Genomic DNA, 26,862 nt, shown 5'->3' on the forward strand with positions numbered 1-26,862 from the left:
TCCTTGTTCGAGAGTCATCCGCGATGGAGAGTACGCGTCAGTGCGGATTGATTGTTCCTATCATTCTCGCGGGTGGATCGGGAACGCGTTTGTGGCCCGTCTCACGCGCGTCCATGCCGAAGCAATTTTCCCAAATGTTGGTCGGTGGCCATTCGACCTTCCAGCGCACGCTTCTGCGCTCGCACGGTCCCCATTTCGCGCCGCCGGTCATCGTGACGCGCGAGGACTGCCGTTTCATTGCGGCGGCGCAGATGCAGGAAATCGGCGTCGATGGCGAGATCATTCTGGAGGCAGTCGCGCGCGACTCCGCGGCAGCGGTGGCGGCGGGTGCCGCCCGAGTGGCGGAGCAGAATCCGCACTCCGTTTGTCTCGCGCTCGCATCCGATCATTTTATTGCTGACAACGATGCCTTTCTGGCGGATTGCCTCAATGCGGCGGCCATTGCGCGCGGTGGGCGGATCGTCGTGTTCGGCATCAGGCCCGATCATCCGTCGACCGCCTTTGGCTATATCGAGGCGGACACACCGGCCGAAGGGGGCGTCCGCGACCTGAAGGCGTTCACGGAAAAGCCGGACGCGGTCCTTGCGCAGGCGTTCATCGAACGCGGACTGCTCTGGAACTCCGGCAACTTCGTGTTCTCCGCCGCCACGATGATCGAGGAAATGCGGATGCATGCGTCTGGTGTGCTGGCGGCGGTCAGTAAATCCCTTGAAGGTGCGCGGCGCGACCCGGATTTCCTGCGGCTCGACGCCAAAGCGCTCAGTGCCGCGCCCGCAATCTCCATCGACCGCGCCGTCATGGAAAAGACAGAGCGCGGCGCGGTCATTGTCGCAGGGTTTTCATGGCTGGACATGGGGTCATGGGAAGCGGTGTTTTCCGCAGGGCCTGCCGATGCCGACGGCAATGTGCTGGATGGCAAGGTTTCGGTGGTGGACACAAGAGACAGCCTCGTGCTGTCGCAAGGCCCTTTGACCTGTGTCGTCGGGCTGGAGAAAGTGGCGGTGGTCTCAATGCCGGACGCCGTACTGGTCACGTCGCGGGGCGAGATGTCGAAGGTCAAGGACCTCGTCGGCGTGCTTCTCGAGGAAGGTCGGGCAGAAGCCACGCAGCATGCGCGCACCCGTCGCCCGTGGGGCTGGTATCAGCGGATCGATGTCGGGCAGGGCTTTCAGGTAAAGCGCATCTGCGTGCGCGCAGGCGCTGCGCTTTCGCTTCAGATGCACCGCCTTCGTGCCGAGCATTGGGTCGTCATAGAGGGGTCGGCCGAAGTGACCATCGCCGATGAGGTCAGATACCTTCATGAGAATGAGGCGGTCCACATCCCCATCGGCTGCGTCCACCGCCTGCGCAATCCGGGTACGACCGACCTGAAGATTATCGAGGTGCAGGTCGGCTCATATACCGGAGAAGATGACATCGTCCGGTTCGACGACATCTATGCCCGAGTCTAGTTAGGCAAGGTGAACGCGACGATTTCATCGCTCACGCGGGGCGTGAGGATCGAATTGCCTCCGGCGGTAAAGACGACATACTGCTTGCCCTTGTATTCATAGATCGCTGGAAGGGCGACGGCAGGCGCGCCCACAAGGCTCTTCCAAAGAACGTCGCCGGTCCGAATGTCGATGGCACGGACATAGGAATCCATCGATGCTCCGGCAAAAACCAGTCCGCTTGCGGTGATCGCCGGGCCGCCGAGGGTAATGGACCCCCAGGGTTCCGGCATGTAGAAGCCCCAGTGCTGCACCTGGCCGAATGGCTTGTTCCAGATCTGCTGGCCGGTCTTGAGATCGTAGGCGGCCATCGAACCATAAGGCGGGTTCCAGCACGGCATGCCTATGGGGTTCAGGAATGTCGTGAGTTGCACGCCGTATGGCGCGCCCGTCATCGGGAAATATCCTCCGGTCTCCGATCCTTTTTGGGCGGCGGTTTCATAGTCGGCGCGCGGTATGAGCTTGTAGATCTGCACCGCGCTCGAATAGTTGACGACAAAAATGCCGGTTCGCGGATCGACGGCGCCGCCGCCCCATTCCGTCCCGCCGATTGTTCCGGGATAGACAAGCGTTCCTTCAAGACTCGGCGGCGTGAAGCGCCCCTCGTCGCGCAGCTTGGCTGCGGTGCGGCTGCAATAGCCGAAGCTCATTGCGTCGGCCAGCCAGAACACGCCCGGCCATTTGTCCTCAACCACCGATTTCGGCAGGGCGACATAGGGTTGCGTCGGAGCGGCTTGCTCGCCCGGCACGGTCGAGGCCGGAACGGGCCGTTCCTCGATCGGATAGATCGGCTCGCCCGTCTCGCGGTTCAATACGTAGAGAAAGCCCTGCTTGGAGGTCTGCACCAGCGCGGGAACCGTGACACCGTCCTTTTCGATATCGACAAGGGTCGGTGCGGCGTTGGTGTCGAAATCCCATATGTCGTGGTGCACGAGCTGGCGGCTCCAGACGACTTCGCCGGTCGTCGCGTTCAGCGCCGTAACGGACGTCGCGAGGTCGAACGAGCCGATGCGGTCACCACCGTAGAAATTGGGGCTCGGAGAACTGACCGGCAGATAGAGAAGATTGCGCTCCGGATCGACGGACATGCTCGCCCAGACGTTCGCGGTGCCGCTTCGGGATGCGTCCTCGGCATTCAACGCATGAAAGGTCCAGCGCAGCGCCCCGGTGCGGGCATCGAGTGCGAAAACCGTTCCGGGCGGATCGAGCGCATCGGTCCAGTCGCGCCCAGCCCAGCCGACGAAGAGGAAATCCTTGTAGACCGTGGGCGGCTGAAGCAGCGACAGCGGCCATTTGGCGTTCAGATAGTTCCACTGGTTGACATCGAGGACCCCGGCCGTTCCGAAATCGGCGCAGGCCGTGCCCGTATCGGCGTCCACCGAATGCAGCTTTGCGTCCATCGTCCCGATATAGACGCGCTTCTGGCATGGTTCGCCGGGCTTGATGTCGTCCGACTGCCAATAGGCCACGCCCCTGTTCTTGAGATCAGGCTGCGTCAGCGCTTCAAGCACGGCATGCGTGTCGTAGCTCCACTTCACCTTGCCGGTGTCCGGCTCCAGCGCGAAAATGCGATAGAACGGAGTGCCCAGATAGAGGGTATCGTTCACGAAGATCGGCGTCGCCGACCAGACGGTCGGAGGCAGCACTGTCGGAACCTTGCCCGACTGGTCGGCCCTCATGTGCATGCCAGCCGGCGGCGGGCCGCCCGCCGAAACGTCTCCCGTCTTTGTTTTCCATGCGAGGCCGAGCCCACCCACATTCTCCGGGGTGATCTGGGTCAGCGGTGAAAACTTCTGGGCCTTGAGGTCGCCGTTGAACGTGTCCCAGCTTGCGGTCTGCGCATGTGCAAGCGGCATGGTCGCAAGCAGCGCGACAAGGACCGCGGCGGTGGACCGAATGCTTATCATCGAAATCACCCCTCGTACCGATGACCTGTTTCAGGCCCGACGTACCTTGAAGAACTGGCTGGCGATCCAACCGAGCGCTGCGAGCAGCATTGCCGCCAAAAGGAACCAGCTATGCAGGAGATAGCCGGCGAAACCCGTGCCGATAATGTTGAGCACAGTACAGACGACGATGAACGTGCGCAGCAATGTGCCGCGCCAGCCGTCACCGCTCAGCAACCAGCCGAATATGGCGAGCAGCGTTGTCGAAGCGATAACCAGCAATGTGCCCGGCTCGCCGGCAATTCCGCTATCGGGGTTGAAGTAGTTCGCAATCGAAACGCCCAGGCCGATCAGGGCGGCCACGACCACCACGAACGCGCCGATACGCCAAAGAACCGTTTGGGCCATAGTGTCCATCCTCAGCCAGCATCAATGCTGCAAAGTGGTGCAACCCGTGTGACAGTCCACCTCGAGCCGCTGCGCTCGCCATCTCCATCGACACGCTATCACAGCGTCGCCGACGCTGCACAGCGGCTTCTCCTCCCATGTGGCAATCGACAATACCTTGGCACAACTGTGCCAACACACCAAAGGCTGTTATAGGCAGGGTGCTGTTCCAGCCAAATTCAAGCCAATGCCATTGCGGCATAGCCAGGATTGACTCTTGAAAATCGACCTATCGTCCGACAGCGTGATGACGACGCTGACTTTGCTTACCGTCATCGGCCTCGTTCTTTCAGCCATCCACACTTTTCTCTTTCCGGGCGCATGGGGGCTTGCGGGAATAGCTCTTGTGTATCTGGCGGGCGGTATTCCCCCGCTTCGTTCGGCGCTCTCCGAGCTTTGGCACAAGCGCATACTCGACATCGATTTTCTCATGGTCATCGCCGCCGTGGCCGCCGCCATTGTCGGAGCGCCGTTTGAGGGCGCGGTTCTGCTGACCCTGTTCAGCATTTCGACAACGCTTGAACACCGCGCCCTGTCACGCGCGCGGCGCGCGGTCGAAGCCTTGATGGCGCTTCGGCCCGATACGGCGCTGAAACAGCAGCCGGACGGGACGGTCATAGAAATTGCCGCAGCGGACCTCCAACCGGGAGACACGGTCGTCATCCGGCCCGGCGCAAGGGTGCCGGCGGACGGCATCGTCAGGTCCGGGCTGGGCGCGATGGACGAGGCGACGATCACCGGCGAGTCCATGCCTGTCGAAAAGGCCCCGGGCTCGAAGGTTTTCGAAGCCACCGTCAATTTGAATGCAGTGTTGACCGTTGAGGTCACCAACTCCATCGCCGAAAGCACAGTGGCGCGGATGATCGACCTGGTGACGGAAGCGCAGGCCGCGCGCGCGCCCTCCGAGCGCTTCAGTGACTGGTTCGGACAGCGCTACACCATTGCGGTGTTGATCGGTTCGATACTGGCATTCGGTGTCTTTGTCCTGATCGGCTGGACCATTGACGATGCACTTTACCGGGCCGCAACCCTGCTCGTGGCCGCGAGCCCCTGTGCAATCGTGATTTCGGTACCCGCCGCGATCCTCTCCGCACTTGCCGCCTCGGCCCGGGGCGGGGTGCTTTTCAAGGGCGGCTCCGCGCTCGAATCGCTCGCGGAAGTCGTCACCTTCGCGTTTGACAAGACCGGCACGCTGACGACTGGAAAAGCAGAAGTGACCGGGGTCATCGCAGAAGCCGCAGAGGACGATCTGGTTTCACTTGCGGCAGGTGTGGAAGCCCATTCCGAACACCCGAGTGCTGCCGCCATTCGGCGCTACGCTGACGATTGCGGCGTTAAGGCTGCCATCGTCACCGATGTCGAGGAGATTCCCAGCGAGGGGATAAGGGGACGCTGCGGGGCGAACATCGTGTGGGCAGGCAACAAGCGGATTGCGGAGCGAATGAACGCCAATCATTCGAGCATTGCGGTCGCCACGTTTGCGGACAAGCCGGAATCCGTCATCTATGTCGGCCGCGGCGATGTGCTGGCTGGCGCGATCAGCGTTGCGGACCGGCCTCGCGCGACCTCGGTGCCGGGCCTGCAGGCGTTAAAGCTCGGCGGTGTTCGGCACCTCGCCATGATGACCGGGGACAGGCGGCCTGTCGCCCTTCGGATCGGGCAGGAACTGGGGTTCAAGCCGGATGAGATTCACGCCGACCTTCTGCCGGGCGACAAGGTCAGGCTGGTGGGCGAACTGGCCAGACGCGGCAAAGTGGCGTTCGTGGGAGATGGCGTGAACGACGCCGCTGCGCTTGCCCGGGCGGACGTCGGAATTGCCATGGGTGCGGCGGGCAGTGAAGTGGCCTTGCAGGCGGCGGATGTTGCACTGCTGTCGGAAAACATGGCGCGATTGGCCGCAGCGCACAGGCTTGCGAGGCGCACCCGGCTGATCATCCGTCAGAATCTCGCATTTGCGATGGGTGCGATGATCGTGCTTGTCTGCTCGAGCCTGTTTCTCCAGTTGCCGCTTCCCTTGGCGGTCATCGGACATGAGGGCGGCACGGTGCTGGTCGTTCTGAACGGTCTGCGACTTCTCGCCGATCCCATTCGCAATCCCTGACCGGGCAGGCACGCAAGTGCCCGCCGGGCCGGTACCAAGGTGCTATTGCTGTGCCTTGCTCATGAATTGCTCCACCACGTTCGACATATCGAAGGATGATCCGCCCTGCACCGGCGGATAGTCTGCCAGCGTTTGCAGATGCTCCTGCATCAGGACACCCATGGGCTGAATCAGCCAGGAAACCTTTTGCATCAGATGGCCATAAGCATCGGCTGAGTCGAAACTCTCGAACGGGTCCATTCGGATGTTGAAAACCAGAGGCACCGTTCTCGGAAGGACATCGGCGTAATAGTCCTCCTTTGTCGAAAAATGGAACTTCCACGGCCCCATGCGAACAGCCGTCAACTTGCTTTCGTAATAATGGAATATGGAGGTTCGCTTGCTCATGTCGGCCTCGCCTTTCCAGTAGGCGAGGTTGTCCAGACCATCAATGTATTGCTTCTTTTCCTTGATCATCTGGTCGCCGATGCCTTCCACACCCGCTGCAGTGGCAAATGTGGTGAACATGTCCTGATGCGCCTGAATACCATTGCGTACTTCGCCCTTCGGAAGGCCTGAAGGCCACCTCACCATAGAGATAACGCGCACGCCGCCTTCATAGGTCGTCATTTTCTCGCCGCGGAATGGAGTGGTGCCGCCATACGGCCATGACGTGTGTTCAGGCCCATTATCGGTCGAATACCAGACGATCGTGTCGTCGGCGAGGCCCTGCGCGTCGAGCCAGTCCAGCACGAGCCCCACGTCGTGGTCATGCTGCAGCATGCCCGATCCATGCAGATCCGCCTCCGACGTATAGTCCTCCGCGGCATACCGCCATTTGTCGTTCAGGCGGGTGTAAAGGTGCATTCGGCTTGTGTTGAGCCAGACAAAGAAGGGTTCGTTTGCCTGCTTTGCCTTACCCATGAAATCGAGCGCCTTGGGGATGACTTCTCCTTCGTCGAAGTTCTTCATGCGCTCCTGGGTAAGCGGGCCCGTGTCCTCGATGGTCTGCTTGCCGACCCGACCGAAGCGCGGGTCTTCCGTCGAATCGTCCTTGTCGCTGGCCTTGCAGTGCAGCACACCCCTTGTGCCGAAACGCTTCTCATAGTCCTCGATATTGCCGGAGAATGCTGCGCCGAAGCGCTGGTAGTCGCGTTGCTCCGCTTCCTCCTGCGTATTCAGATGATAGAGGTTCCCGAAGAATTCGTCGAAACCGTGCATCGTGGGCAAGTGCTCGTTGCGGTCGCCCAGATGGTTCTTCCCGAACTGGCCGGTGCGGTAGCCGGCTGCCTTCAAGACTTCTGCGAGGCAGGGTGAGCCGGCTTGCAGGCCGAGAGCGGAGCCGGGTTGGCCGACGGTCGTCATGCCTGAACGGATCGGGTATTGGCCGGTAATGAAAGCGGCCCGACCGGCTGTGCAACTGGGTTGGGCATAGTGGTCGGTGAAGCGAAGGCCTTCGCTGCCGACGCGATCAATGTTCGGCGTCGTGTAACCCATGGTGCCCATGCCATAGGCAGACACATTCTGCCAACCAATGTCGTCGCCCCAGATGACAAGTATGTTTGGCCTCTTGCCGGTGGCCTTCTGTTGCGCCTGGGCTTTCTGGACTGCACCGAGCGGGGGCAAGGTGGAAAGGGCGGCGAGTACCGTCGAACTGAGCAGAAGGTTCCTGCGCGTCAGACCTTCGGGCTCGTCAATTTCTGCTGTTTTTCCGATAGCCGCATTGCTCGGTTGAATATCCGCAGGCATCGTTTCCTCCATTTGCGGTTCTTAGGCTTCTTTCCGAAACACAGGTCTCGCCAGCGAACGCGACGGGCTTGTTCATGGCTAGGAAAAACATGGACAGATCCGTCCGATCTGGCTTGCACGCGTATGTGCGGCGAGAATGGAAGATTGGAGATTTGTGCTCATAGCCAACTGTCCCTTCTTGCATTCAGGCAAGAGCCTAGCTCAAGTTGGGAGCGCTCGATGCTCACCAATGTGCAAAGCTGAGGATTTTTTCATGCCCGTCGTGGCCGCGCAGAAGGTTGCTTCGGAACTTGGCTGGCTCTCCAAGCAGCCGGAGGAATTCAGGAGGATTTTGCTGAGCGCATGCGAATTGCGCAGCCACAGGCGGGGTGAGCAGCTTTACTCTCTGGGTGACGGACCAGGCGGCCTGTTCTGCCTCGTGCGCGGATTCCTCAGCGTGCTGGTTGCCGCCGGACCCTCCCCGCCCTTTCTTGGCTTCATAGCGCGGCCCGGATGGTGGGCGGGTGAATCGGCGGCAATAACTCGAACCCATCGCCGCGTCGAACTTCTCGCGCGGACTGATGTCGATGTGCTCCATCTTCCGCTCGCTCGCCTTGAGCGACTTGCTCAAAGCGACCCGACGATATGGCGACGTCTTGCCGAGATATCGGTGTCGCATCTGGACAACGCCCTGTTGCTGGCCGCAACGCTCTTCGATGACAATCCGCAAACAAGGATAGCCTCCACGCTTTGTCGACTGGCGGGGCCGGGAATGGAAAGTGACGAAGAAACCTTCATCGACTGCAGCCAGCAGGAACTCGGTGAAATGGCCGGCTTGTCACGCAACAGCGCTGGACCTGTGATCAGGCACCTTGAGCAGCAAGGCCTGATCCGTCGGGAATACAAACGCTTCATATTCAATCCGGTGCGGCTCCGCGCTTATCGAGCCGCTCCGGAAAAGGCGAAATAAGGCGAACGCGCAGGGCTTTTCCCTGTCAGTTCAAGCAGGTGGTGTCTTTGCAATGAATGAAAGAGATGGGGAGCATCACAGTGGACAGCACACTCCTGGCCGTAGTCACAGCCTTCTTCGGCGCGGCAATAGGTTTCATGATTACGCGACTCAATGACTGGATCGTTGAGAGGCGCGAATTGCAGCGCGCCAGCCGTCACCTGAGGACCGAGGCCGCCAATGCGGTCCGTCACTACACCGCAATGCGCGACAGGCTTGCCGGACATCTGACCCAGACTGAATGGCTCAACGCCATCTATATCGAGACCTGCCGGTTCTACGGCAGCGGCCTCGGTACTTTCGACCTCAGCACACTGCGGCTCTTCGATGAAGACACCGCGGAGGAGGCCCTGTTTCTGCTGCTGATGATCCGCAACAACAATTCCTATGTCGATCAGGCCAAGCTGTATTTCGACGCCGGCAAGCAGGATCTGTTTCACGACGTTTGTGAAGCGCTGGTCGTTCGCTGCCAGAGCACCGTCGAACGGGCCCAGCATCTGGAGGAACGGCTACGCACCGGGTCCAGCCATGGAAAGCCGTCGGCACCGGTCCTGTAGTCAGTGCGCGACGCGGACGAAATGCTATTTCCCCTCTACCTGCAACGCTGTCCGACCGCGCATGGGAATTCGCCAAAGCCCCGAACGGTGTCCCTTCAAGAACTGCTGCACGGGCCTTTCGAGGCATTCATAGCCGACAATGCCTGCAAACGTGCCGCACACCGTAGCGACCAGCAACAAAAGGAGGGATGGAACGCCGAGCGCCAGCCCGACCTTGGCGACGATCGAAATCGCGAAGGTGTGCCAAAGATAGATCGAATAGGAGCTTTCACCGAGATAGCCGAGTGTGGGGACTGCCGGCAATTTTCCGCGGACCTCAATTGCCAGAGCGCCGAACACCAACAGGGTCGCCAATGGCCCCAGTGTCCAGGCGTCGAACCGAAGCCTGAATATCTGGATCGCTGCAAAACCGGCTAGTGAAAGGCAAACAAGCAGTATCCCGATGAATGCCGGAGGGAGCTTGCCCCTTTGCCAAAGTTTCGCGAGCGCGGCTCCTGCTACAAACTCCAGAATGAGTGGGCTGGTGTAGAAGCCGACAATCGGATTCTCCGGTCGCCACCACAAGCCAGACAACACCAAAACGCTGAAGGCCAATGCAAGCGCCGGGAAGCGCGCAGAAGGTTTCAAAAAGAGAACCAATGCGAAAACGGCGTAGAAAAACATCTCATAGTTCAACGTCCATCCCTGTACGAGCAGGGGCGCGAGGCCGTCCCCGCTGGGAGAATGCACAGGCACGAAGAGGAACGATCCCAAGGTGTGGGCCAGTTCGATCTTGAGATTCGGAAACAAGCCGACTGCGCCGCCGAGAAGCATTGCAAGCGTTGCGGCCCAATATGCCGGCGCTATGCGCAGCAAACGATTTCGGAAGAAGTCTTTCGGGCTTGCCGGCCTGTCGGCACTGATGGCAGCCATGATGAAGCCGCTGATCACAAAAAAGACGTGGACCCCGGCGGCGCCGATGACGAAGTGCAGGCCCGTGCGCTCAGCGGCGTGGAATACGACAACGGCAAGTGCCGCAAAAGCTCTCAGGTACTGGATTGAATAAAGCGTTCGCATGCAACTCAACCTTGCGTTCGAACGACCGCGGTTGGTGCCGCTTCGCCCACATCAGGTACTATCAATCCGCGCTGTCGGACGGCCCGTGTCACCTGTCCAAAAATTGCTGCAACGCAGCAAAAATAGCATCGTTTTCCAGAAAAACCAACCGCTTGACGACCGATCGGTTCGGCTTGCACTGTCGACGATCTGGATTTGCATCGTCAGGTGGGTACCCTCACATTCATCTTCGGGTGGCTGCTGCTGGACCTAGGCCACGCACCTTGATGAGATTGCTCGAAACGTGCGCATTGGCCGTATATAGGACCCGGTTTCGAGCGCTTGGCGGAAGCTATCGCGCCTGCTAGCTTGGCAGTATTGCAATCAGGAAAATTGCGTGGCGGGTTATTTCGGTACCGAAGCACAACAGCGCCTGCAGGCACAGGCCGAAGCAAGTGTAGATTTCATCACCAGTACGCCCGGCGCTTGCCAAAATGGCCGCATGATGGGCTGCGACGATCCTGAACGGCTTGGCTGGGATCGGATCGATGCGTTTCTCGACCGTGACGGTGCTTGCGGCTTCCGACTTATCGAGGCGGGCAAAGTCGATGAGATCAAGTCGCAACTCTTAGATCGAGCTTACCGCCTTGACACGTGGGACGTGTTTGTTGCCGACCAGAAGGCAGCAACGGCCGCATGCGAGGCGATCCTGTCCCGCCGCCTGCCAGATGATCTTGCCGAGCTTGTCCTGCCAACCGATCCGCTCGGCGAGCCTGTGAAGCGTGCCCAGGCGCTCATGGGAACTGCCGGCATCGTTCCTTTCTCAGGCTCTTTCCTGACCGGTTCTTGCGGACCGGCAAAGACAGTCGCGCTCGGAAATGGTGCGAAGGATGTCGTGGCTGCCGCGCACTGCTATATGCCGCATAACGCGTATAGTCCTTTTCAATCATACGCATGGGGTGGACTGGTTGCCGTCGCGGAAAATCTGCGCGGCAACGGTCTTGGCAATTTCATCAATGCCCGGATGATCATCAGCGCATTTCGCGATCTCGGCGCGACGCATATTTACGAGCTTGTTTCGGCGACAAACACCGCCTCACGCCGCATGGTCGAGGCGTGCGGTCTGCGCCTGGAGCCGGCCCTGGTTTGCGGGGCAGCTACGCCTGCCCGGCAAGAGCGCTTTACCCGTTAGAGCGTTTCGCAGTTAGTTTGAAGCATTCTGCCGGCGATGGCTTGCGACAAGGCCAAGGGGTTTGTCGCAGGTCGGGCTGGTGGCCCGGACAAGACAAAGACCGAAGGATTTGGCGCAAACCGGCCCGGCCCTTCGGGTTTGCGTTTGGCGGGCACCCACTTCGTCATGCCGCTCGACCGGGCAGCCAGCCCGTTCTTCGCGACCTTCCTCGTGGCCCGCCTCGCCAAACGACAAACAGAATGATTCAAACTAACTGTGAAACGCTCTAGTCTTTCGCGATGGCGGAACTGCCATCTTTACCGTCACATCTTCAAACGTCTTGTTCCACGATTTTCCAATAGGAATCCTTGCGGATCACTTTGCCGTTTCGAAACGAATAGAAATCACAACCTCGGACCTCCGTCCTTGTCCCGTCGTGGGCCGTGCCAGTCAAAGTCCACTTCGAAATTCCGGTGTTCGTAGCCGAATCCACAAAATGCTCGTCATTGCCATAGTGGACATCGGGCAGTCCTTCGAAGCGAGTTGCCAGTGCTTGTCGTACGTTCTGCTTGCCCTCGAAACGAGCCCCCCATGGCTTGTTTCCCCGCGGCATTTCAAGGACACAGTCTTCGGCAAAGAACGCCATGATGCGATCGAGATCATGCATGTTGAAGGCGTCACATAGTTCCTTCAGCGCCAATCGAATTTCCATGAGCTTGTCTCCATCCGGCCAGGCAATTGAATAGGGGAATGCTAAACCAACCTCAGGTCTCGAGCCTTGTTTGCAGCCTCCAGCCGTGAGCTGGCGGCCAGTTTTCCCAGCACGGCGGAAACGTGATGATCCACAGTTTTCGGCGAGATCGCCAACTCCCTCGCGATGGCCTTGTTGCTGCGGCTTTGCGCAATCAACGCCAGAACCTGCATCTCGCGTTGTGTCAGGCCGAGCGGATTTTCCGTGGTGCTCCGACCGGGTCCGCGCACGGAAACAACCCCGCGCGAAGCCTGCGCGCGGCTTTCCCTTTCGATCACGGCAGTTGCGCCGAGACTGCGCAAGGCGGACAGCGCGGCCATGCGCTCCGATGACGTTCCTTCGAGCAAGAGCAACGCCTGCTCGAACGGCATGTCCGCCGAAGCCAAGGGAGCAATCTCTTTTGTGTCGGGGAAAATGTCGTTCAGCTTCGCGTGCCAGAAGATCAACTCCGGATAGAGCTTGCGGTTGGGCATGAGCTCAATGGACTCCTCCAACAGGGCGAGCGCTTCCCGTTTCCCGTCGCCGGTGATCCAGGCGGCTTCCGCCCGTACCACGGCATAGGCGGCGAGCCGCTGAAACTCGCGTCCGCGAACCAGATACTGGTCCAGTTGCTGGAGCAGCGCATCGGCGTTGTCGCCGCGCCGGATGCGGAGGCGCGCAAGGGTCAGGCCCGCGGGAAACCGGGACAGCGGCGTCGCAGCTGGATTGCCGAGAACCGCAAGCGCGATTGCAGCCGCTTCGTCCCAGCGGCCGAGCCGGAGAGCCAGTTCACCCTGCCATGCCCGCATGTAGTCGCGCCATGTATCCAGATCGCGCTCGACACAATAGGCCACGCCGACCGACAAGACCCGCTCGGCCTCGGCATAGGCAAACCAGTTTATCAACAGGCAGCCGAGATTGCAGTAGGCGCGCGCGGCGTGCTCCTGCAAATCGTCTGCCAGCGCCATGTCGAGGCTTTCCGTCAGGCCTTTTCGTGCGGCGTCGAGATCCTGCCACTGGTGCACATATCCCATATTGTTGAGGGCATGGCAGACGATGTCGCGACGCCCGATCGAGGTGGCGAGGGCAACGGCCGCCTGTCCTGTGCGCAGGCATTCCTCGACGCGATCCGCCAGCGTGGAGAGTTGCGACTGGTTGGAAAGGGCCATCGCCAGCTCCCCGCCCGGCGGTTGGGCGGAAAGCAGCCGAACGGCCGCTGCGGCATGAAACTCAGCGGCCACCCGGTCGCCGTTGAGGTAGTTGAAACGCGAAATCCATCGCAGGCAGTCGCCCACCTTGAGCAGGTCGCCTTGCTGTTCGTACCGGCGACGTGCGTCCTCGGCTTTCATCAAAGCCTCGTCCATGCGGCCGAGCAGATAGAGCTCGATGCCAAGCGCCATCGACAACTCGGCAAAATCGGGGAGGGTATCGCCATCAGGGTCGCTCAGGAGCGCCGAGAGCATTTCGGACGCCTCGCGATGCGACCCGAGAGCAGAAGCTTCCGCAGCAGCGGCAGGCGCGAGGCGTCGAACGATGGCCGACTCATGGGCTTGTCGTGCATGGTGCACAAGCCGTACAGCAGGGACGTCGGCTGCATCGCTCAGCGCGGCAAGAACCTTGCCGTTGATCGCACGACGGGTGCCCTCCGGCAGTGCGGCCTCGATGGCGCGGCGAGCAATCTCGTGGCGAAACTGAAGATGATCCCCCGCCTCTACCAGCAGTCCCGCCGCGATGGCCTCGCCGGTATGGCGCACTCCATCTGCTCCAAGCAGGTCCATCAGGATTGCAAGCTCCGCCCGGCGCGGAAATACTGCCGCAGTATCGAGCGCCTCCCGCGCACCGGGCGAAAGCCGTTCCGCGCGACGAAGGACGGCATCACTTACGCTGCCCGGCAGGGCCTCGGCATTCCCCGCTTCAATCACTTCGCTGGTGAAAAAGGCATTGCCTTCGGTTGCGCGAAACACTGCGGATGCATCGAGGCAGGCCTCTGCCGCAAGCCGCGCCACGGCTGCCTCGCTCAGCAGCGGAACTTCAATCCGACGGATCGTTCCCGAGGGGATTTCCCCGAGAGCCTGTCGAAGCCGTCTCTGGCCCTCGGTAGCTTCGTTGCGCGCGGTGAGCACGACGAGAATATTGGTGCCAGCAATCCGCCGTCCGAGAAATCGGATAAGATCGAGCGTTGCGTCATCAGCCCAATGCACATCCTCGATGATCAATACGGTCGGCTGGGCGCCATGGCTCAATCGGTGCAGCAATTCGGAAAAGAGATGCAGTCGCGAGCCTCCTGGCCCGGCAATGGCCAGATCGAGCCTCGCCGTACGGATCAGATCATAGAGCGGTCCCAGCGGTTCGGGGATGGAAAGGTCCTCGCAGGCACTGCGCAAGACGGGCGTACGGTCCCCGATCTTGCGAACGAAAGCATCGACCAGACTTGTTTTGCCAACGCCGGCTTCTCCGACCAGCGCGACGATACACCCCTCCGCCGACCGGGCACGGCCAAGCAACTGCATCATGCGTTCGATATGGTCCTCGCGCTCCAGAAGCAAAGGCAAACTCCGGTGACCGGAAAAGCATAGTCGATCGGGCGACCCAAAAATAGGGAATCCACTGCACGCGTATGGGGAATTTCTCCGATGCGCCCGCCATTCCGGTAGCGCAGTCTCTGCATGTCATTCAACACAAGGAGCTCCGAAATGCCCCGTTATCTCGTCGAAAGAACGTTCCCCGGTGGTCTCGCAATCCCCGTCGATGCCACTGGTGTCGAAGCCTGCAGCCTGGTTGTTTCCCGAAACGGCGAAGATGGCGTGACCTGGGTGCATTCCTATGTCTCGCCCGACAAGACGCGAACCTTCTGCATCTACGACGCCGGCTCGCCCGAAGCGATCCGCAGCGCCGCCAAGCGCAACGGCCTGCCTGTTGACAAGATCACCGAAGTGCGGGTGCTCGATCCCTATTTCTACAACTGATTTCGGTTCGCGGACTGGCAATCGGCGCCAGTTCGCGCGGCCAAGCGTGGTAATGGGTCGGCGAAACGGACCCTTCGATCTGGCGGGCGCGATGCGCGGCGATGGGGGGGCGTTCACATTCCATGCTCTGCTCGTCGAGTGCCGTGCCTGCGAATGCCGTTTCTCATGAACGACGCCAAAGGCCCGGCAGCCGGTTCAAGTTGAGCGGGCGGTGCGTGCGTTCTGCTCTTGGCTGCCCACATTGCCTACCGCAACTCGGTGCTATGACAGCGCTACGCCAACGCCCGGTCGATCCGGGCGAACTCCTTGTTCTCGATCATCAGGAAGACGCCCTTTCCGGCCGAGCGATCCGCCCATAGGTCGCCGACCAAGCGCTTCTCTCTGGAGTCGTCATTTGTGAAGTACGGCGCGCCCTTGTATTCGACTACGAGCGAGCGACCGTCATGCGTCTGCGCCACAAAGTCGGGATAGAACTTGTCCGATGACGTTTGCAGCCAGAAGGAATGCGGCTGGCGCGACGTGTTGCGCACCCACGTCTTCACGGCGGAAGAGCGTTCAAGATAAACGGCGCACTCGTATTCCTCGCCCGTCGGCTCCAAATCGCCCACCACGCGGAACAGATGCTTCTTGAAATCGGTGCCGCCCTTATAGGGCTGGTTATAGGCGTAGCGGCTATCATCGAAGACAAGTTCAAGGTCCGAACTCGTATCGAAGTCGAGACCGCTTTGCGGCAACAAGGCACGCTCGAAAGCGGTGGCCTCGCGCGTATCGCGATGCTTGGCGATGACCTTCACGAGCGCTTCAACGAGGCGGAACTTGGCTCGCGCCATGCCCTCAATGCCGAGCCCGGTCTTGGCGTCCAACATGTCCAGCGCCTTGGCGATAAACAGCGTTGACGACACGCGGGTAATGTCGCGTCGCGCCGAGAACGGCAAACGCCGGTCAAGCCAGTTCACCAGCGCATTCTTGGTCCAGCCGCGTTCCCCCAACGCAAGGGCAAGCTGCTCGTGCAGGTCGGTGACGAACGCCAGCGTGATTTGCCCGGCCTGGCTCACGTCCAAATGGGCTTCGTCCGTGGCGTGCCGAGGCGGCGCGAAGAAATCGAGGATTGGTGCCGGATCGTCGTCTTCCAGCTTCCACGGAATGTCGAGGAAGTGCGCACGGTCGAAAAGCTGAAGCCCGCTTGCGGCGCGCACGCCAAGACGTGGAATGGCGAAATGGATCGCTTCGGCTTCCGGCTCCACTGCCTTCAGCCGCGCGCCGCGAGATTTATGTACCAGCGCTTCAACGGCCTTGGCGGCCGCCTCCGGTATCGCCAGCAACATGCTCGTGCGGTCATAGTCGGTAAGCGCACCGCGCGCCCGAAAAACGCCGCTCGCCATATCGACTTCGACGCGGCCGCCGGTGGCGCTTTCCACGTTCAACTTGAACGTCTCGGCATCAATGCCGTCGGGTATCGCTTCTTCGTAGATGAAGGCCGATCCGCCTTCTTCCATGCCAGGCAGCGAGTCCGGCGCGAGCCGCACCAACGCCTTGGCTTCAACCCGCTCAAATCCGTTGTTCACAAGCCCGTCGCGAAGCGTGTTTGCCGCGTTCTGGAAACTCGTGGTCGTGGCGAAGGCATAGGCGCGATTCAGGTCTTCGCACCTCTTGCGCTTTGCGCGCGGCAGCCGGAGCACACGGCCAAGAAGCTGCTCCACCGCGCGCGGTGATTTCTGTTCCGCGACTGAACACAGCACATAGGCAAAGGAGCAATCCCAGCCCTCGCGAAGCGCCTGTTGCGTGATGATGAAGCGGAATTTGCAATCCCGGTCGAACAAATCGACGCCATCAAGCCCTTTGGAGTCGCCCGTTGCGATGACGATATGCTCGGCCGGAACGCGGAAGTCTTCGACAAGAAGCTTCTTCACTTCTTCAGCGTGCAGTGTCGGCTTGTCCTTCGATTTCGGCTCGGCCTGCACGAGCATGACCGGCCGCACGAACTCGCCGGTTTCTGCCTCCTCAGCGCCTGCCGTCGCTGCGAGTTCGTCAAGCCACGCGATGGCGTCGCCGATGGTGTCGCGCGGCTCCGGCCGTCCGCGAAGGATCACAGGCAGCTTGATCATGTCGGCCGCTTTCAGTTCGGCAGCCGAGACGTGATGCAGCACGTTGGAAGCGTATACACCTTTGGCCGGATTGGCTTCGTCAGGCGTGACGGGCGTCGCAGTGAATTCCACGATCACGGACGGGCTGAGACGCGCCAGCGTGTCGAAGGAAAGGCTCGTGCGGGCGTTGTGCGCTTCGTCCACGATAACCATTGGTCGATGCAGGCGAAGCACGTTGGCAAGCGAAGGCAGCGGATTGCCCGACGGCCCGGTTTCCAGCTTGCCGCGCAACCCATCGGCAAGGCCGCTGAAATGGTCCATGAGTTCGCCGTTGGCCTCATAGACCTTGCGGCCCTCCGTCTCTTCGACACGAAAGGCTTGGATCGTGGCGACGATCACAACCGCCCCGCCGTCATAGTCAGCGCGCTTGGCGTAGAGCGCATCCGTCACGCCCATGATCCGCACGTTCTCGCCGAAGCGATCCGCGAGCGCGCGGCGGTTGGGGTGCGCGCGATCCTGAAGCGTCGCAAGCGTCTGGTCGCGGATCGTTTGCGACGGCACGAGCCACAACACGGTCGGCGCATCGGTGCGAAGGAAGCTGTCCGCCGCGACGCCAATCGAATGCGCCGCGAGGATCGTCTTGCCGCCGCCCGTCGGAATGCGAAGGCACACATAGGGGAGACCGGGCAGGCTCGGCAGCGACGTGAACGGCCGCTTCGTCACCGCATAAAACGCAGTGTCCGCGTCGCTCAATTCCACGGTCTTTTCGAGGAAGCGCCGGAGCGCCGCGAGCGTCTGTAGCTGGTAGTCCTTCAGCGTGAAGAGGGGCAGGCTCATTTCAAAGCCCCTCTATCTGGTAAGGCACCTGTTTGAAGGTGACGCCGAGCCGCGAAAGCCGATCGTCGGGCACGGTGCAGCCTTCGGCATAGACCACGCGCGCGCCAGTAAAGCCCGGCTCCGGCAAGCGCAGGCTTTCGAGCACGGAAGCCGTGAGCACATTCCCGGCTTTGGCGCTGGCGACGCCAATGGCTTCGGCCGAGTGAAGCAGATAGATGGCGCGCCCTTGAAAGGTACCGATCAAGGTCGAAGAGCCGTCGGCCCGGCGAGGTATTGGCGAGCCCGTCTCACAAAAGAACACATGCGCGGCAAGGTCTGGATAGGTGACGGCCGGGCTGACATTGCCGTCGGCATCGAACAGCGGTTCGCCGAGGGTACAGAAGCGGAAGCCGGAGCCGCCTCTCCAGCCGACGTCGGTCGAGATGCCACCAGTGTCAGCGCCCTCTACAACCGCTTTCAAGCGGGGGGCGGTGTGGGTACTTGCGTGATCCCCCATTTCAATAGTCACGCAACGTAGACGCATTTTAATCGCTACAGCCGCCGTAGTGCCGGAGCCCGCAAAAGAGTCCATCACCAAATCGCCCGGTGCGGTCGCCAGTTCAAAGCAGCGCTTTATCAGCGCTTCTGGTTTCTTCCCTTTGGGGAAGTCTACACCGCCTTCTTTATGAATATTGTTCGAGAGTATGTCGTCCCACAGCGTCGTAAGGGGCTCGCCCGACACCGCCTGGCCATCAACCATTTTGATCTTATCGGAATAGAAAAGGATACGCTGGCCATCCTTCAGATATATGTCGCTGTAGCCTTCCCTTGCTACCTTGATGATGTCATTTGGGTTTTCGCGAGAGCGATCAATGGCGTTGCGCGTTTCTTGGCCTACATTGTTATAATCTGGGCGTGCCGGCTGAATCACAGAGGACGCGTTTTCTAGAACGAACCGATCAAGCTCGGCGGGGTCGTCTTTTGCGATCGTTCTGGCCTCCTTGAGCGTGAGCCCGCGATTTGAAGCAAATCCATTCATCAAAGTTGTTATGCGCCATTCGCCATGCGGCGCATCTCGGTTGGAAATCCAACCATTGTAACGGGTGTCACGCTCCCGACCCGTGAAAACTCTGTTTGGCGACCACTCCGCCCTGTTCTTTGCGTAGACAATTAAATTGTTTGTGACGGTGACGAAGCCGGGATTTATTGATTTATGGCCTGTAGCTGAAGCTTGCTTAAAAGTTACTACATTAATTCTGTTTTTTCGGCTAAATATCTCATCGCAAAGAAGAATTGAGTTGCCGAGTTCATTGTCGTCGATGTGGAAAAACAAGGTGCCACCTTCTGACATAAACTCGCGAAGCAAAATGAGGCGAGGATACATCATGCATAGCCACTTATCGTGACGTGTTAGGTCTTCGCTTTCCTTCTTAACAACGCTCCCAAGCCACGCTCGAATTTCGGGCGAATTTACGTTGTCGTTATATATCCAGTCTTCCGAACCAGTATTGAAAGGCGGGTCGATGTAGATGCACTTCACCTTACCGGCGTAATAGGGCAGCAGCGCCTTCAGTGCTTCAAGGTTATCGCCCTGAACAAGCAGGTTGCCCGCATCCGGGTCGCCGACGCTCTTGTCCTTGTCGCAATGGATCAGACGGTAGGACACGTCGCGGTGATGGTTCACCACGGCCTTCTTGCCGATCCAATCCAATGTAGGCATGTGCAGACGCCCCCGAACGCTTCAAACTCTAGGCGCGACTGTCCGACCTGACCACAAAAGGCAGCCGTGGCGACAAGAAGCGACCCGAATGGGCGATTTGCTTCGCGGTGGCTACTCCGTGGCGATTCATCGCGGCGCAAGCACTATTGCGCGCGTAAGGCCACAATGCAAGTCTTTGATAATATTGTAGAAAAATGGCGCGCCCGAAGAGATTCGAACTCCTGACCCCCAGATTCGTAGTCTGGTGCTCTATCCAGCTGAGCTACGGGCGCGCATGCCTCAAAAAGGCAGACCTCGACGGCAAGAAGCCATCGCGAGTGGGCTGCTAACTAGCGATGCTCCATCAGAATTGCAAGCCGGTTGCCGGAAAAGTTTTCACTCATTTCACCCACCGCCCTTCCCGCACTCACAAGAGTGCGTCGTCAGGCCGGGCGCCGTATGCCCCGGCGCGCATCGTCAAGGCGGATGGGCTGGTCGGGTATCGTCACCGCGAATACCGTTCGTCCTCCCACGCTTTCCACGAGTTCGAGCGTGCCGCCGTGGGCGCGCACCAGTTCATGCGCGACCGCGAGGCCAAGCCCCGTGCCGCCGCTGCGCGCTGATCCCTTGAAGGCAGTGAACAGGTTCTGCCGCGCTTTCTGCGGCAGGCCCGGACCAGTGTCCTCGACCAGCACACGGCTCACAGAACCGTGCCTCTCGGCGCTCAGCGTGAGCCGTCGAACGACCGCGCTGTCGCGATCCGCAACCATCGCCTCGACGGCATTGCGGCAAAGATTGGTGAGGATGCGGAAAAGCTGTTCGGAGTCGGCATCGATCTCGAAGCCCTGGTCGATCTCGTTGACGAAATCGATGTCGCTGCCGACCGGCACGCCAAGCAACTCATGAACCTCGTCCACCAGACGGCGCAGCCGCACCCGGCGGCGCGAGGGCGGCGCTTCCTGCGTCCTTCCATAGGCGAGAACGCCTTCCGAATAGGACACCGCGCGGTCCAGCGCGCGCAAGAGCTTTGGAGCGAACGCCTGCACGCCGGGGTCGCGAACCTGCCGCAAACGATCCGACATAAGCTGCGCGGAGGCGAGGATATTTCGCATGTCGTGGTTGATCTTCGAGACCGCAAGGCCGAGGTCCGCCAGATGCTTCTGCTCGCCGAGCACCTTCTGCAATCGCTCCTGCATCGCCGATAGTTCGCGTTCTGCCACTCCGATCTCGTCATAGCGCGGCGCGGGGCGGATGATGCGGGCGGGATCGTCTGGTTCCTCCGCAAAACGCAGCATCGAGCGTGTCATGCTGCGGATCGGCCGGATCATCATACGGTCGATCAGCGCATAGACGAGGCCGGCCGTAATCAGCGTGATCAACAGCGACACGCCCGCGACATTGCGCGCGTAGGTCAGCATCGCATTGCGCAACGCCCGGTCTGTCATGACGATCTCGTAGCCGCGATTGCTCTCGCCAACCGGACCGAACACGCGCAAGACATGGAAACGATCGGCAAACAGCGTCGCGACGGCGGCGCGGATTGCAGCAAACTGTCCCGTATTCGCCAGATCGACGTGTTCGTCGACATCGCGTGGCATGCGTGTCGACGCCAGCAGCCGGGATGCCTCACCATCGCGCATCGCGATCGCCTTCACACCGATGGATTTGAGGACGTCGTCCTGTACGTCCTGCGGCAGGTTGTCGGGTTCGACCTCCATGAGCAGCGTGGACATCGCCGCTGCGGTATGCAGCCGGTCGTCAAGCCAGCGCAGGCGGAAATTCGCAACGGAGGGCAGGAAGATCAGGATTTCGACCAGAAGCACGCAGGCTATGGTGATGAGCAGCAGCTTCGTCGAAAGCCCCCGGCCCGGCGGAACGGTGCGCTCGACCTTTCCAACCCCATCCGACTGCGCCATATCGGCGTTGCTCATTTGCCCCGCACCCGAGTCTCTTGCCCGCCAGCACTTCTCGCAGGATTTCGCATGGCCCTGCCTTCCGTGACAAGAATAGTGCAGGCGCGTCAAAATGCAAAGATTGCCGGATTCGGTGGAAAATCCGGTTGGCTTTCGGCTCATGTTGACTCGCGCGGACGGGGCACATATAAGCCGCGGCACGCTCGGGCCGACCTCCCGGCGCATTTTTCGTTGCGCCGGAAGTAACCGAGCCAGCTCCTGTTCACGAACAGAACCAAGAAGGGCCGCACGCCGCGGTATCAAAATAAATGAAGCGCACCTACCAACCCTCAAAGCTCGTTCGCAAGCGTCGGCACGGATTCCGCGCCCGCATGGCAACAAAAAGCGGCCGTCAGGTCGTCGCGGCACGCCGCAATCGCGGCCGCAAGCGCCTGTCCGCGTAAGGCGGCTGGGCACGGCCTGTCATGGCCGAGGAAAAAAACTACAAACGACTTCGCAAGCGGGCGGAGTTCCTCAGGGTGCGGCATGGCCAGAAACGTGGTGGGCCGCTTTTCCTGTTGGAGACGATCGCCCGCGGCGATGACGGTCCTGCCCGTGTCGGCTTCACCGTCACGAAGAAGAATGGCAACGCCGCGCAGAGAAACCGCATCCGCAGGCGCCTGCGTGAAGCCGTTCGCATTCATGCCGCCGATGACATGAAGGCGGGCAATGACTATGTGATCGTGGCGCGCAAGGACGTGATTGCCGCGCCGTTCGAAACGATCAAGGCCGAACTGTCCCGGCGGCTGCGCCGCAGATAGCCAACGACCCAAGGGCTCCTTATGGAAAACAACCGCAACTTCCTCATCACCATCGCATTGTCGGTGCTGATCCTGACGCTGTGGCAGGTCTTCTATATGAACCCGCGCATCGAGCAGCAGCGCCAGCAGCAGCAGGTCGAAGCGCAGCGCACCCAGGCCCAGGAGCAGCCCGCGCAAACCGGCAGCGACATTCCCGCCGCCGCTCCGCAGGGAACCATTCCGGGCAGCACGCCCGGCACGGACGGCGCAACCGCCACCGACCGCGCGCAGAGCCTCGCCGCTTCCGGCCAGCGCATCCCGATCGACACGCCAAGCCTTTCCGGGTCGATCAATCTCACAGGCGGACGCCTGGACGACCTCAAGCTCAAGCACTACCGGCTGACCGTGGAGCCGGACTCACCGATCATCGACCTTCTTAACCCGCAAGCGCTTCCGAACGGCTATTTCGCCGAAATCGGTTACACGGGCGCAGGCAATGTCGGAACGCTGCCCGGACCGGACACGGTTTGGACCGCCGACGGCGAATCGCTGACGCCCGCATCCCCGCTCACGCTGACCTATGTCAACGACAAGGGCCTCACCTTCAAGCGCATCATCTCGGTCGATTCGGAATATATGTTCACCGTCACGGACACCGTGACGAATGAGTCGGGCCAGCCCGTGACCCTTTCCGGCTATGGCCGCGTTACCCGCTTCGACAAGCCGAACCACGCCTCCATCTATGTGCTCCATGAAGGGCTGATCGGCGTCACGGGCGAGGAAGGTCTTCAGGAAATCACCTACAAGAAGATCGAGGAAGAAAAGCAGGTCAAGCCCGGCAAATCGAATGACGGCTGGCTCGGCATAACCGACAAATACTGGGCGGTGGCGCTGGTGCCTTCCGGCAAGCAGCCGTTCCAGCCGACCTTCTCCTTTTTCGACGATGGCCGTCCCCGCTTCCAGGCGGATTTCCTGACCGACGGCTTCGTCGTCGCGCCGGGCGAATCCGCGACGATCGAAAACCTCGTCTTTGCCGGGGCGAAGGAGGTCGCCACCATCAACGCCTATGAAAAGGACCGCAACATCCGCCAGTTCGACCTGATGATCGACTGGGGCTGGTTCTATTTCATCACCAAGCCGATGTTCCAGCTCATCGATTTCCTCTACAAGCTGCTCGGCAACTTCGGCCTCGCCATACTGGCGACAACCGTCATCGTGAAGGCGATTTTCTTCCCGCTTGCCAACAAGTCCTACAAATCGATGGCCAAGATGAAGGTCGTCCAGCCGAAGATGCTCGAAATCCGCGAGAAATATGCGGACGACAAGATGAAGCAGCAGCAGGCGATGATGGAGCTGTACAAGACGGAGAAGATCAATCCGCTCGCCGGCTGCTGGCCGGTGCTGGTGCAGATTCCCGTGTTCTTCGCGCTCTACAAGGTGCTCTACATCACCATCGAGATGCGTCACGCACCCTTCTATGGATGGATTCACGACCTTGCCGCGCCCGATCCGACCTCGCTGTTCAACCTGTTCGGCGTGCTGCCCTGGTCGGTTCCCGCCTTCCTGATGATCGGCGTGTGGCCCATCGTCATGGGCATCACCATGTTCCTGCAGATGCGCATGAACCCGACCCCGCCGGACCCGGCGCAGGCCATGATCTTCAACTGGATGCCGGTGATCTTCACCTTCATGCTGGCTTCCTTCCCGGCGGGCCTCGTCATCTACTGGGCGTGGAACAACTTCCTGTCGATCGTCCAGCAGGGTGTCATCATGAAGCGGCAGGGCGCCAAGATCGAATTGTGGGACAATCTCATCGGCCTTTTCCGCAAGAAACCATCGCCCGCCGAATAGCATGGCCAATCCGCGAGCCGTCGCCTGAGCTTCGGCCTTCGCATGTCGCGGGAGCGCAAATCGTGAGCGACGGCAATTTGCCCGCGCAGGACTATTTCAAACGCCCCTGGGTGTTCATCCGGGGCGTTCCCGACATGCGCCATCTTCCGCCCGAGGGCCCTGCGGAAATCGCCTTCGCGGGACGCTCGAACGTCGGCAAGTCGTCGCTGATCAATGCGCTGGTCGGTCAAAAGGGGCTGGCCCGCACCTCGAACACGCCGGGGCGCACACAGGAACTGAACTATTTCGTGCCGGACGGCTATTCAGGTGCTGCGGGCGACCTGCCGCCATTGGCGCTCATCGACATGCCCGGCTACGGCTATGCCAAGGCCCCGAAGGAACAGGTCGACCGCTGGACGTCGCTCGTCTTCGACTACCTGCGCGGGCGCGCCACGTTGAAGCGGGTCTATGTGCTCATCGATGCGCGCCACGGCATCAAGGCCAATGACGAGGAAGTGCTTTCACTTCTGGACAAGGCGGCCGTGTCCTATCAGGTCGTGCTGACCAAGGCGGACAAGATCAAGGCGGCTGGCGTTCCTCGCCTGATTGCGGAAACCGCCGAGCGGATCAGGAAGCGTCCGGCGGCCTACCCGCAAATCCTGGCCACCTCCTCCGAAAAGAATGCCGGACTGCCGGAGTTGCGCGACGCGATCGCAGCCGCGGTCGAGGGCAGATAGGGCGGGACCCGCATTGCACGGCGCGCGGCCAAGGGGTAATAGCCGCCGACCCGCCAAACGAACGGAACAGCCATGACCGCCGAAATCCCGAACACTGCCGAAGCGCAAGCCGCCCTGCTGTCGCGCGCGCTGCCCTACATGCAGCGCTATGAGAACAAGACGGTCGTGGTGAAATATGGTGGCCATGCGATGGGCGACAATACGCTGGGCAAGGCGTTCGCCCGCGACATCGCGCTGCTCAAGCAGTCGGGCGTAAACCCCATCGTCGTGCACGGCGGCGGGCCGCAGATCGGCGCGATGCTGACGCGCATGGGCATCGAATCCAAGTTCGAAGGCGGTCTGCGCGTCACCGACCAGAAGACGGTCGAGATCGTCGAAATGGTGCTCGCGGGTTCGATCAACAAGGAAATCGTCGCCCTGATCAATGCCGAGGGCGAATGGGCAATCGGCCTGTGCGGCAAGGACGGCAACATGGTGTTCGCCGAAAAAGCCAAGAAGACCATGATCGACCCGGACTCGAACATCGAAAAGGTGCTCGACCTTGGTTTCGTCGGCGAGCCGGTCGAGGTTGACCGTACCTTGCTCGATCTTCTCGCCCGGTCTGAAATGATCCCGGTGCTGGCGCCGGTTGCGCCGGGGCGCGACGGCCACACCTACAACATCAACGCCGACACCTTCGCAGGCGCGATCGCAGGCGCGCTCAACGCGACACGGCTGCTCTTCCTGACGGATGTTCCGGGCGTGCTGGACAAGGACAAGAAGCTCATCGACGAGCTGACCGTCTCCCAGGCCAAGGCGCTCATCAGGGACGGGACGATTTCCGGCGGGATGATCCCGAAGGTGGAGACTTGTATCGAAGCCATCGAGCGAGGCGTGGAAGGCGTGGTCATTCTGAACGGCAAGACCGCGCACGCCGTCCTGCTGGAACTTTTTACAGAGCATGGCGCAGGCACGCTGATCGTGCCCTGACCCTCAGGCGTGCGAAAGCAGGAGCAGGATGCCGCTGACGATCAGCAGGCATCCGGCTATTTCCATCGCATTGATCTTCTCCTTGAAGACCAGCACGGAGGTGGCGAAAGTGAAGATCAATTCGATCTGCCCGAGCGCGCGGACATAGGCCACGGGCTGCAACGCCATTGCGGTGAACCAGCACGCAGACCCCACCACGCTCGCCAACCCCACCACCGTGGATGAACGCCACGCCCGCCTCACGCGCCCGAACTCGCCCGGATCGCGGATCGCCATCCAGACAACCATGATGATGGTTTGCAGCGTGGTCGCGACCGCAAGCGACATGGCCGCCTGCATCATCCTGTCGTCGCCGCCGAGCGAGAGCGACGCCGAACGGTAGGCCACGGCGGATATGCCGAACAGCGCGCCGGACAGGATGCCGGTGAGCGCCGTCTTGCCAAACAGCGCCGCCAGCAGGCTGCGCCATGACAGAGGCGTGCGCGCCACCGAAATCAGCATGACGCCCACCACGCCGACGATGATCGCCCAAACCGCTCCCGAACTCAGCTTTTCGCCGAGGATCACCAGGCCGAACAGCGCGGCCTGCACGGGCTCCGTCTTGGAATAGGCGGTGCCCACGGCAAAATTGCGCAGCGTGAACATGTGCACCAGCACGATGGTCGCGGCGATCTGCGCCACGCCACCTATCAACGCCCACAAGTGGAATGCCGGCGACATGGCCGGAAACGCCTTGCCGGCAACGAAGTGCAGCACCAGCAGATAGAGGATCGCCACCGGAAAGCCGAAGCCGAACCGCACGAAGCTTGCGCCCGTGGTGCCGAGCGAACCCTGCAATTTCTTCTGCGCCGCCGTGCGCAGGTTTTGAAGAAAAGCGGCAGTGATCGTGATGGGTATCCAGAGTTCCATGCCGGTCCCATACCAGCTTTGTGCGCA

The 26,862-nt window shown here is 60.8% G+C and carries 23 protein-coding genes and 1 tRNA gene; 12 read left to right on the forward strand and 12 right to left on the reverse strand.

Translation table 11 applies throughout. The features are described 5' to 3' along the window. The first annotated feature begins 23 nt into the window (after positions 1-23). Positions 24-1,451, forward strand: a complete 1,428-nt coding sequence (locus M9924_04300) for a mannose-1-phosphate guanylyltransferase/mannose-6-phosphate isomerase (protein MCO5063619.1) — start codon at positions 24-26, stop codon at positions 1,449-1,451. Here M9924_04300 and M9924_04305 read toward each other — a convergent pair. Then, positions 1,448-3,397: a pyrroloquinoline quinone-dependent dehydrogenase gene (locus tag M9924_04305; protein MCO5063620.1), complete on the reverse strand. Its 1,950-nt coding sequence runs from the start codon at positions 3,395-3,397 to the stop codon at positions 1,448-1,450. The genes M9924_04300 and M9924_04305 overlap by 4 nt on opposite strands. A 30-nt stretch (positions 3,398-3,427) precedes the next feature. Beyond that, positions 3,428-3,784 (reverse strand): hypothetical protein, encoded by a 357-nt coding sequence (locus M9924_04310; GenBank protein ID MCO5063621.1) that lies wholly within the window; start codon positions 3,782-3,784, stop codon positions 3,428-3,430. Positions 3,785-4,040: 256 nt separating this feature from the next. On the opposite strand from M9924_04310, the gene cadA reads away from it, so the two are divergent. Next, positions 4,041-5,924 carry a cadmium-translocating P-type ATPase gene (gene cadA, locus M9924_04315; protein MCO5063622.1) on the forward strand — a complete coding sequence of 628 codons (1,884 nt, stop codon included), beginning with the start codon at positions 4,041-4,043 and terminating at the stop codon, positions 5,922-5,924. A 42-nt stretch (positions 5,925-5,966) separates the two neighbouring features. Here cadA and M9924_04320 read toward each other — a convergent pair whose 3' ends face one another. Together M9924_04320 and M9924_04325 are read right to left on the reverse strand one after the other, a co-directional pair. Then, the gene (locus M9924_04320) at positions 5,967-7,652 is read right to left on the reverse strand and encodes an arylsulfatase (GenBank protein MCO5063623.1); all 1,686 of its coding nucleotides are present in this window, start codon (positions 7,650-7,652) and stop codon (positions 5,967-5,969) included. A gap of 223 nt (positions 7,653-7,875) precedes the next feature. After that, the gene (locus M9924_04325; protein MCO5063624.1) at positions 7,876-8,229 is read right to left on the reverse strand and encodes a hypothetical protein; all 354 of its coding nucleotides are present in this window, start codon (positions 8,227-8,229) and stop codon (positions 7,876-7,878) included. Between the two features lie 72 nt (positions 8,230-8,301). Between M9924_04325 and M9924_04330 the strand changes: the two genes are divergently transcribed. After that, the gene (locus M9924_04330) at positions 8,302-8,601 is read left to right on the forward strand and encodes a helix-turn-helix domain-containing protein (GenBank protein MCO5063625.1); all 300 of its coding nucleotides are present in this window, start codon (positions 8,302-8,304) and stop codon (positions 8,599-8,601) included. A gap of 80 nt (positions 8,602-8,681) precedes the next feature. After that, entirely contained in the window at positions 8,682-9,197 is a 516-nt protein-coding gene (locus M9924_04335) for a hypothetical protein (GenBank protein ID MCO5063626.1), read from the forward strand. 24 nt (positions 9,198-9,221) lie between these two features. On the opposite strand, the gene M9924_04340 is transcribed toward M9924_04335, so the two are convergent. After that, positions 9,222-10,253, reverse strand: coding sequence for an acyltransferase (locus tag M9924_04340; protein MCO5063627.1), 1,032 nt, complete (start codon positions 10,251-10,253; stop codon positions 9,222-9,224). Positions 10,254-10,629: 376 nt separating this feature from the next. On the opposite strand from M9924_04340, the gene M9924_04345 reads away from it, so the two are divergent. Together M9924_04345 and M9924_04350 are read left to right on the forward strand one after the other, a co-directional pair. Then, positions 10,630-11,424, forward strand: a complete 795-nt coding sequence (locus M9924_04345) for a GNAT family N-acetyltransferase (protein MCO5063628.1) — start codon at positions 10,630-10,632, stop codon at positions 11,422-11,424. A gap of 36 nt (positions 11,425-11,460) precedes the next feature. Beyond that, positions 11,461-11,667, forward strand: a complete 207-nt coding sequence (locus M9924_04350) for a hypothetical protein (GenBank protein ID MCO5063629.1) — start codon at positions 11,461-11,463, stop codon at positions 11,665-11,667. Between the two features lie 67 nt (positions 11,668-11,734). Here the strand turns inward: M9924_04350 and M9924_04355 are convergent, their stop codons facing one another. Both M9924_04355 and M9924_04360 read right to left on the reverse strand, forming a co-directional pair. Further along, complete coding sequence (locus M9924_04355) at positions 11,735-12,115, reverse strand: nuclear transport factor 2 family protein (GenBank protein MCO5063630.1); 381 nt, start codon at positions 12,113-12,115, stop codon at positions 11,735-11,737. 41 nt (positions 12,116-12,156) lie between these two features. Further along, positions 12,157-14,679: an AAA family ATPase gene (locus M9924_04360; protein ID MCO5063631.1), complete on the reverse strand. Its 2,523-nt coding sequence runs from the start codon at positions 14,677-14,679 to the stop codon at positions 12,157-12,159. 147 nt (positions 14,680-14,826) lie between these two features. On the opposite strand from M9924_04360, the gene M9924_04365 reads away from it, so the two are divergent. Then, positions 14,827-15,099 (forward strand): DUF4242 domain-containing protein, encoded by a 273-nt coding sequence (locus M9924_04365; protein MCO5063632.1) that lies wholly within the window; start codon positions 14,827-14,829, stop codon positions 15,097-15,099. A gap of 272 nt (positions 15,100-15,371) precedes the next feature. On the opposite strand, the gene M9924_04370 is transcribed toward M9924_04365, so the two are convergent. From M9924_04370 to M9924_04385, 4 genes are all read right to left on the reverse strand, one after another. Then, positions 15,372-18,020 (reverse strand): DEAD/DEAH box helicase family protein, encoded by a 2,649-nt coding sequence (locus M9924_04370; GenBank protein ID MCO5063633.1) that lies wholly within the window; start codon positions 18,018-18,020, stop codon positions 15,372-15,374. A gap of 1 nt (position 18,021) precedes the next feature. Further along, the gene (locus M9924_04375; GenBank protein ID MCO5063634.1) at positions 18,022-19,719 is read right to left on the reverse strand and encodes a site-specific DNA-methyltransferase; all 1,698 of its coding nucleotides are present in this window, start codon (positions 19,717-19,719) and stop codon (positions 18,022-18,024) included. Positions 19,720-19,914: 195 nt separating this feature from the next. Further along, positions 19,915-19,991, reverse strand: a tRNA-Arg gene (locus tag M9924_04380). A 150-nt stretch (positions 19,992-20,141) separates the two neighbouring features. After that, entirely contained in the window at positions 20,142-21,629 is a 1,488-nt protein-coding gene (locus M9924_04385; protein ID MCO5063635.1) for a HAMP domain-containing histidine kinase, read from the reverse strand. 290 nt (positions 21,630-21,919) lie between these two features. On the opposite strand from M9924_04385, the gene rpmH reads away from it, so the two are divergent. From rpmH to argB, 5 genes are all read left to right on the forward strand, one after another. After that, positions 21,920-22,054 carry a 50S ribosomal protein L34 gene (gene rpmH, locus M9924_04390; protein ID MCO5063636.1) on the forward strand — a complete coding sequence of 45 codons (135 nt, stop codon included), beginning with the start codon at positions 21,920-21,922 and terminating at the stop codon, positions 22,052-22,054. A gap of 21 nt (positions 22,055-22,075) precedes the next feature. Continuing rightward, positions 22,076-22,411 carry a ribonuclease P protein component gene (gene rnpA / locus M9924_04395; protein MCO5063637.1) on the forward strand — a complete coding sequence of 112 codons (336 nt, stop codon included), beginning with the start codon at positions 22,076-22,078 and terminating at the stop codon, positions 22,409-22,411. A gap of 21 nt (positions 22,412-22,432) precedes the next feature. Continuing rightward, positions 22,433-24,241 (forward strand): membrane protein insertase YidC, encoded by a 1,809-nt coding sequence (yidC, locus tag M9924_04400; protein ID MCO5063638.1) that lies wholly within the window; start codon positions 22,433-22,435, stop codon positions 24,239-24,241. 62 nt (positions 24,242-24,303) lie between these two features. Beyond that, complete coding sequence (gene yihA / locus M9924_04405; GenBank protein MCO5063639.1) at positions 24,304-24,957, forward strand: ribosome biogenesis GTP-binding protein YihA/YsxC; 654 nt, start codon at positions 24,304-24,306, stop codon at positions 24,955-24,957. Between the two features lie 72 nt (positions 24,958-25,029). Beyond that, positions 25,030-25,926, forward strand: coding sequence for an acetylglutamate kinase (gene argB / locus M9924_04410; GenBank protein MCO5063640.1), 897 nt, complete (start codon positions 25,030-25,032; stop codon positions 25,924-25,926). A 3-nt stretch (positions 25,927-25,929) separates the two neighbouring features. On the opposite strand, the gene M9924_04415 is transcribed toward argB, so the two are convergent. Beyond that, positions 25,930-26,835, reverse strand: a complete 906-nt coding sequence (locus M9924_04415; GenBank protein MCO5063641.1) for a DMT family transporter — start codon at positions 26,833-26,835, stop codon at positions 25,930-25,932. Positions 26,836-26,862 lie beyond the last annotated feature (27 nt).

Source organism: Rhizobiaceae bacterium, assembly GCA_023953835.1.
GTDB lineage: Bacteria > Pseudomonadota > Alphaproteobacteria > Rhizobiales > Rhizobiaceae > Mesorhizobium_G.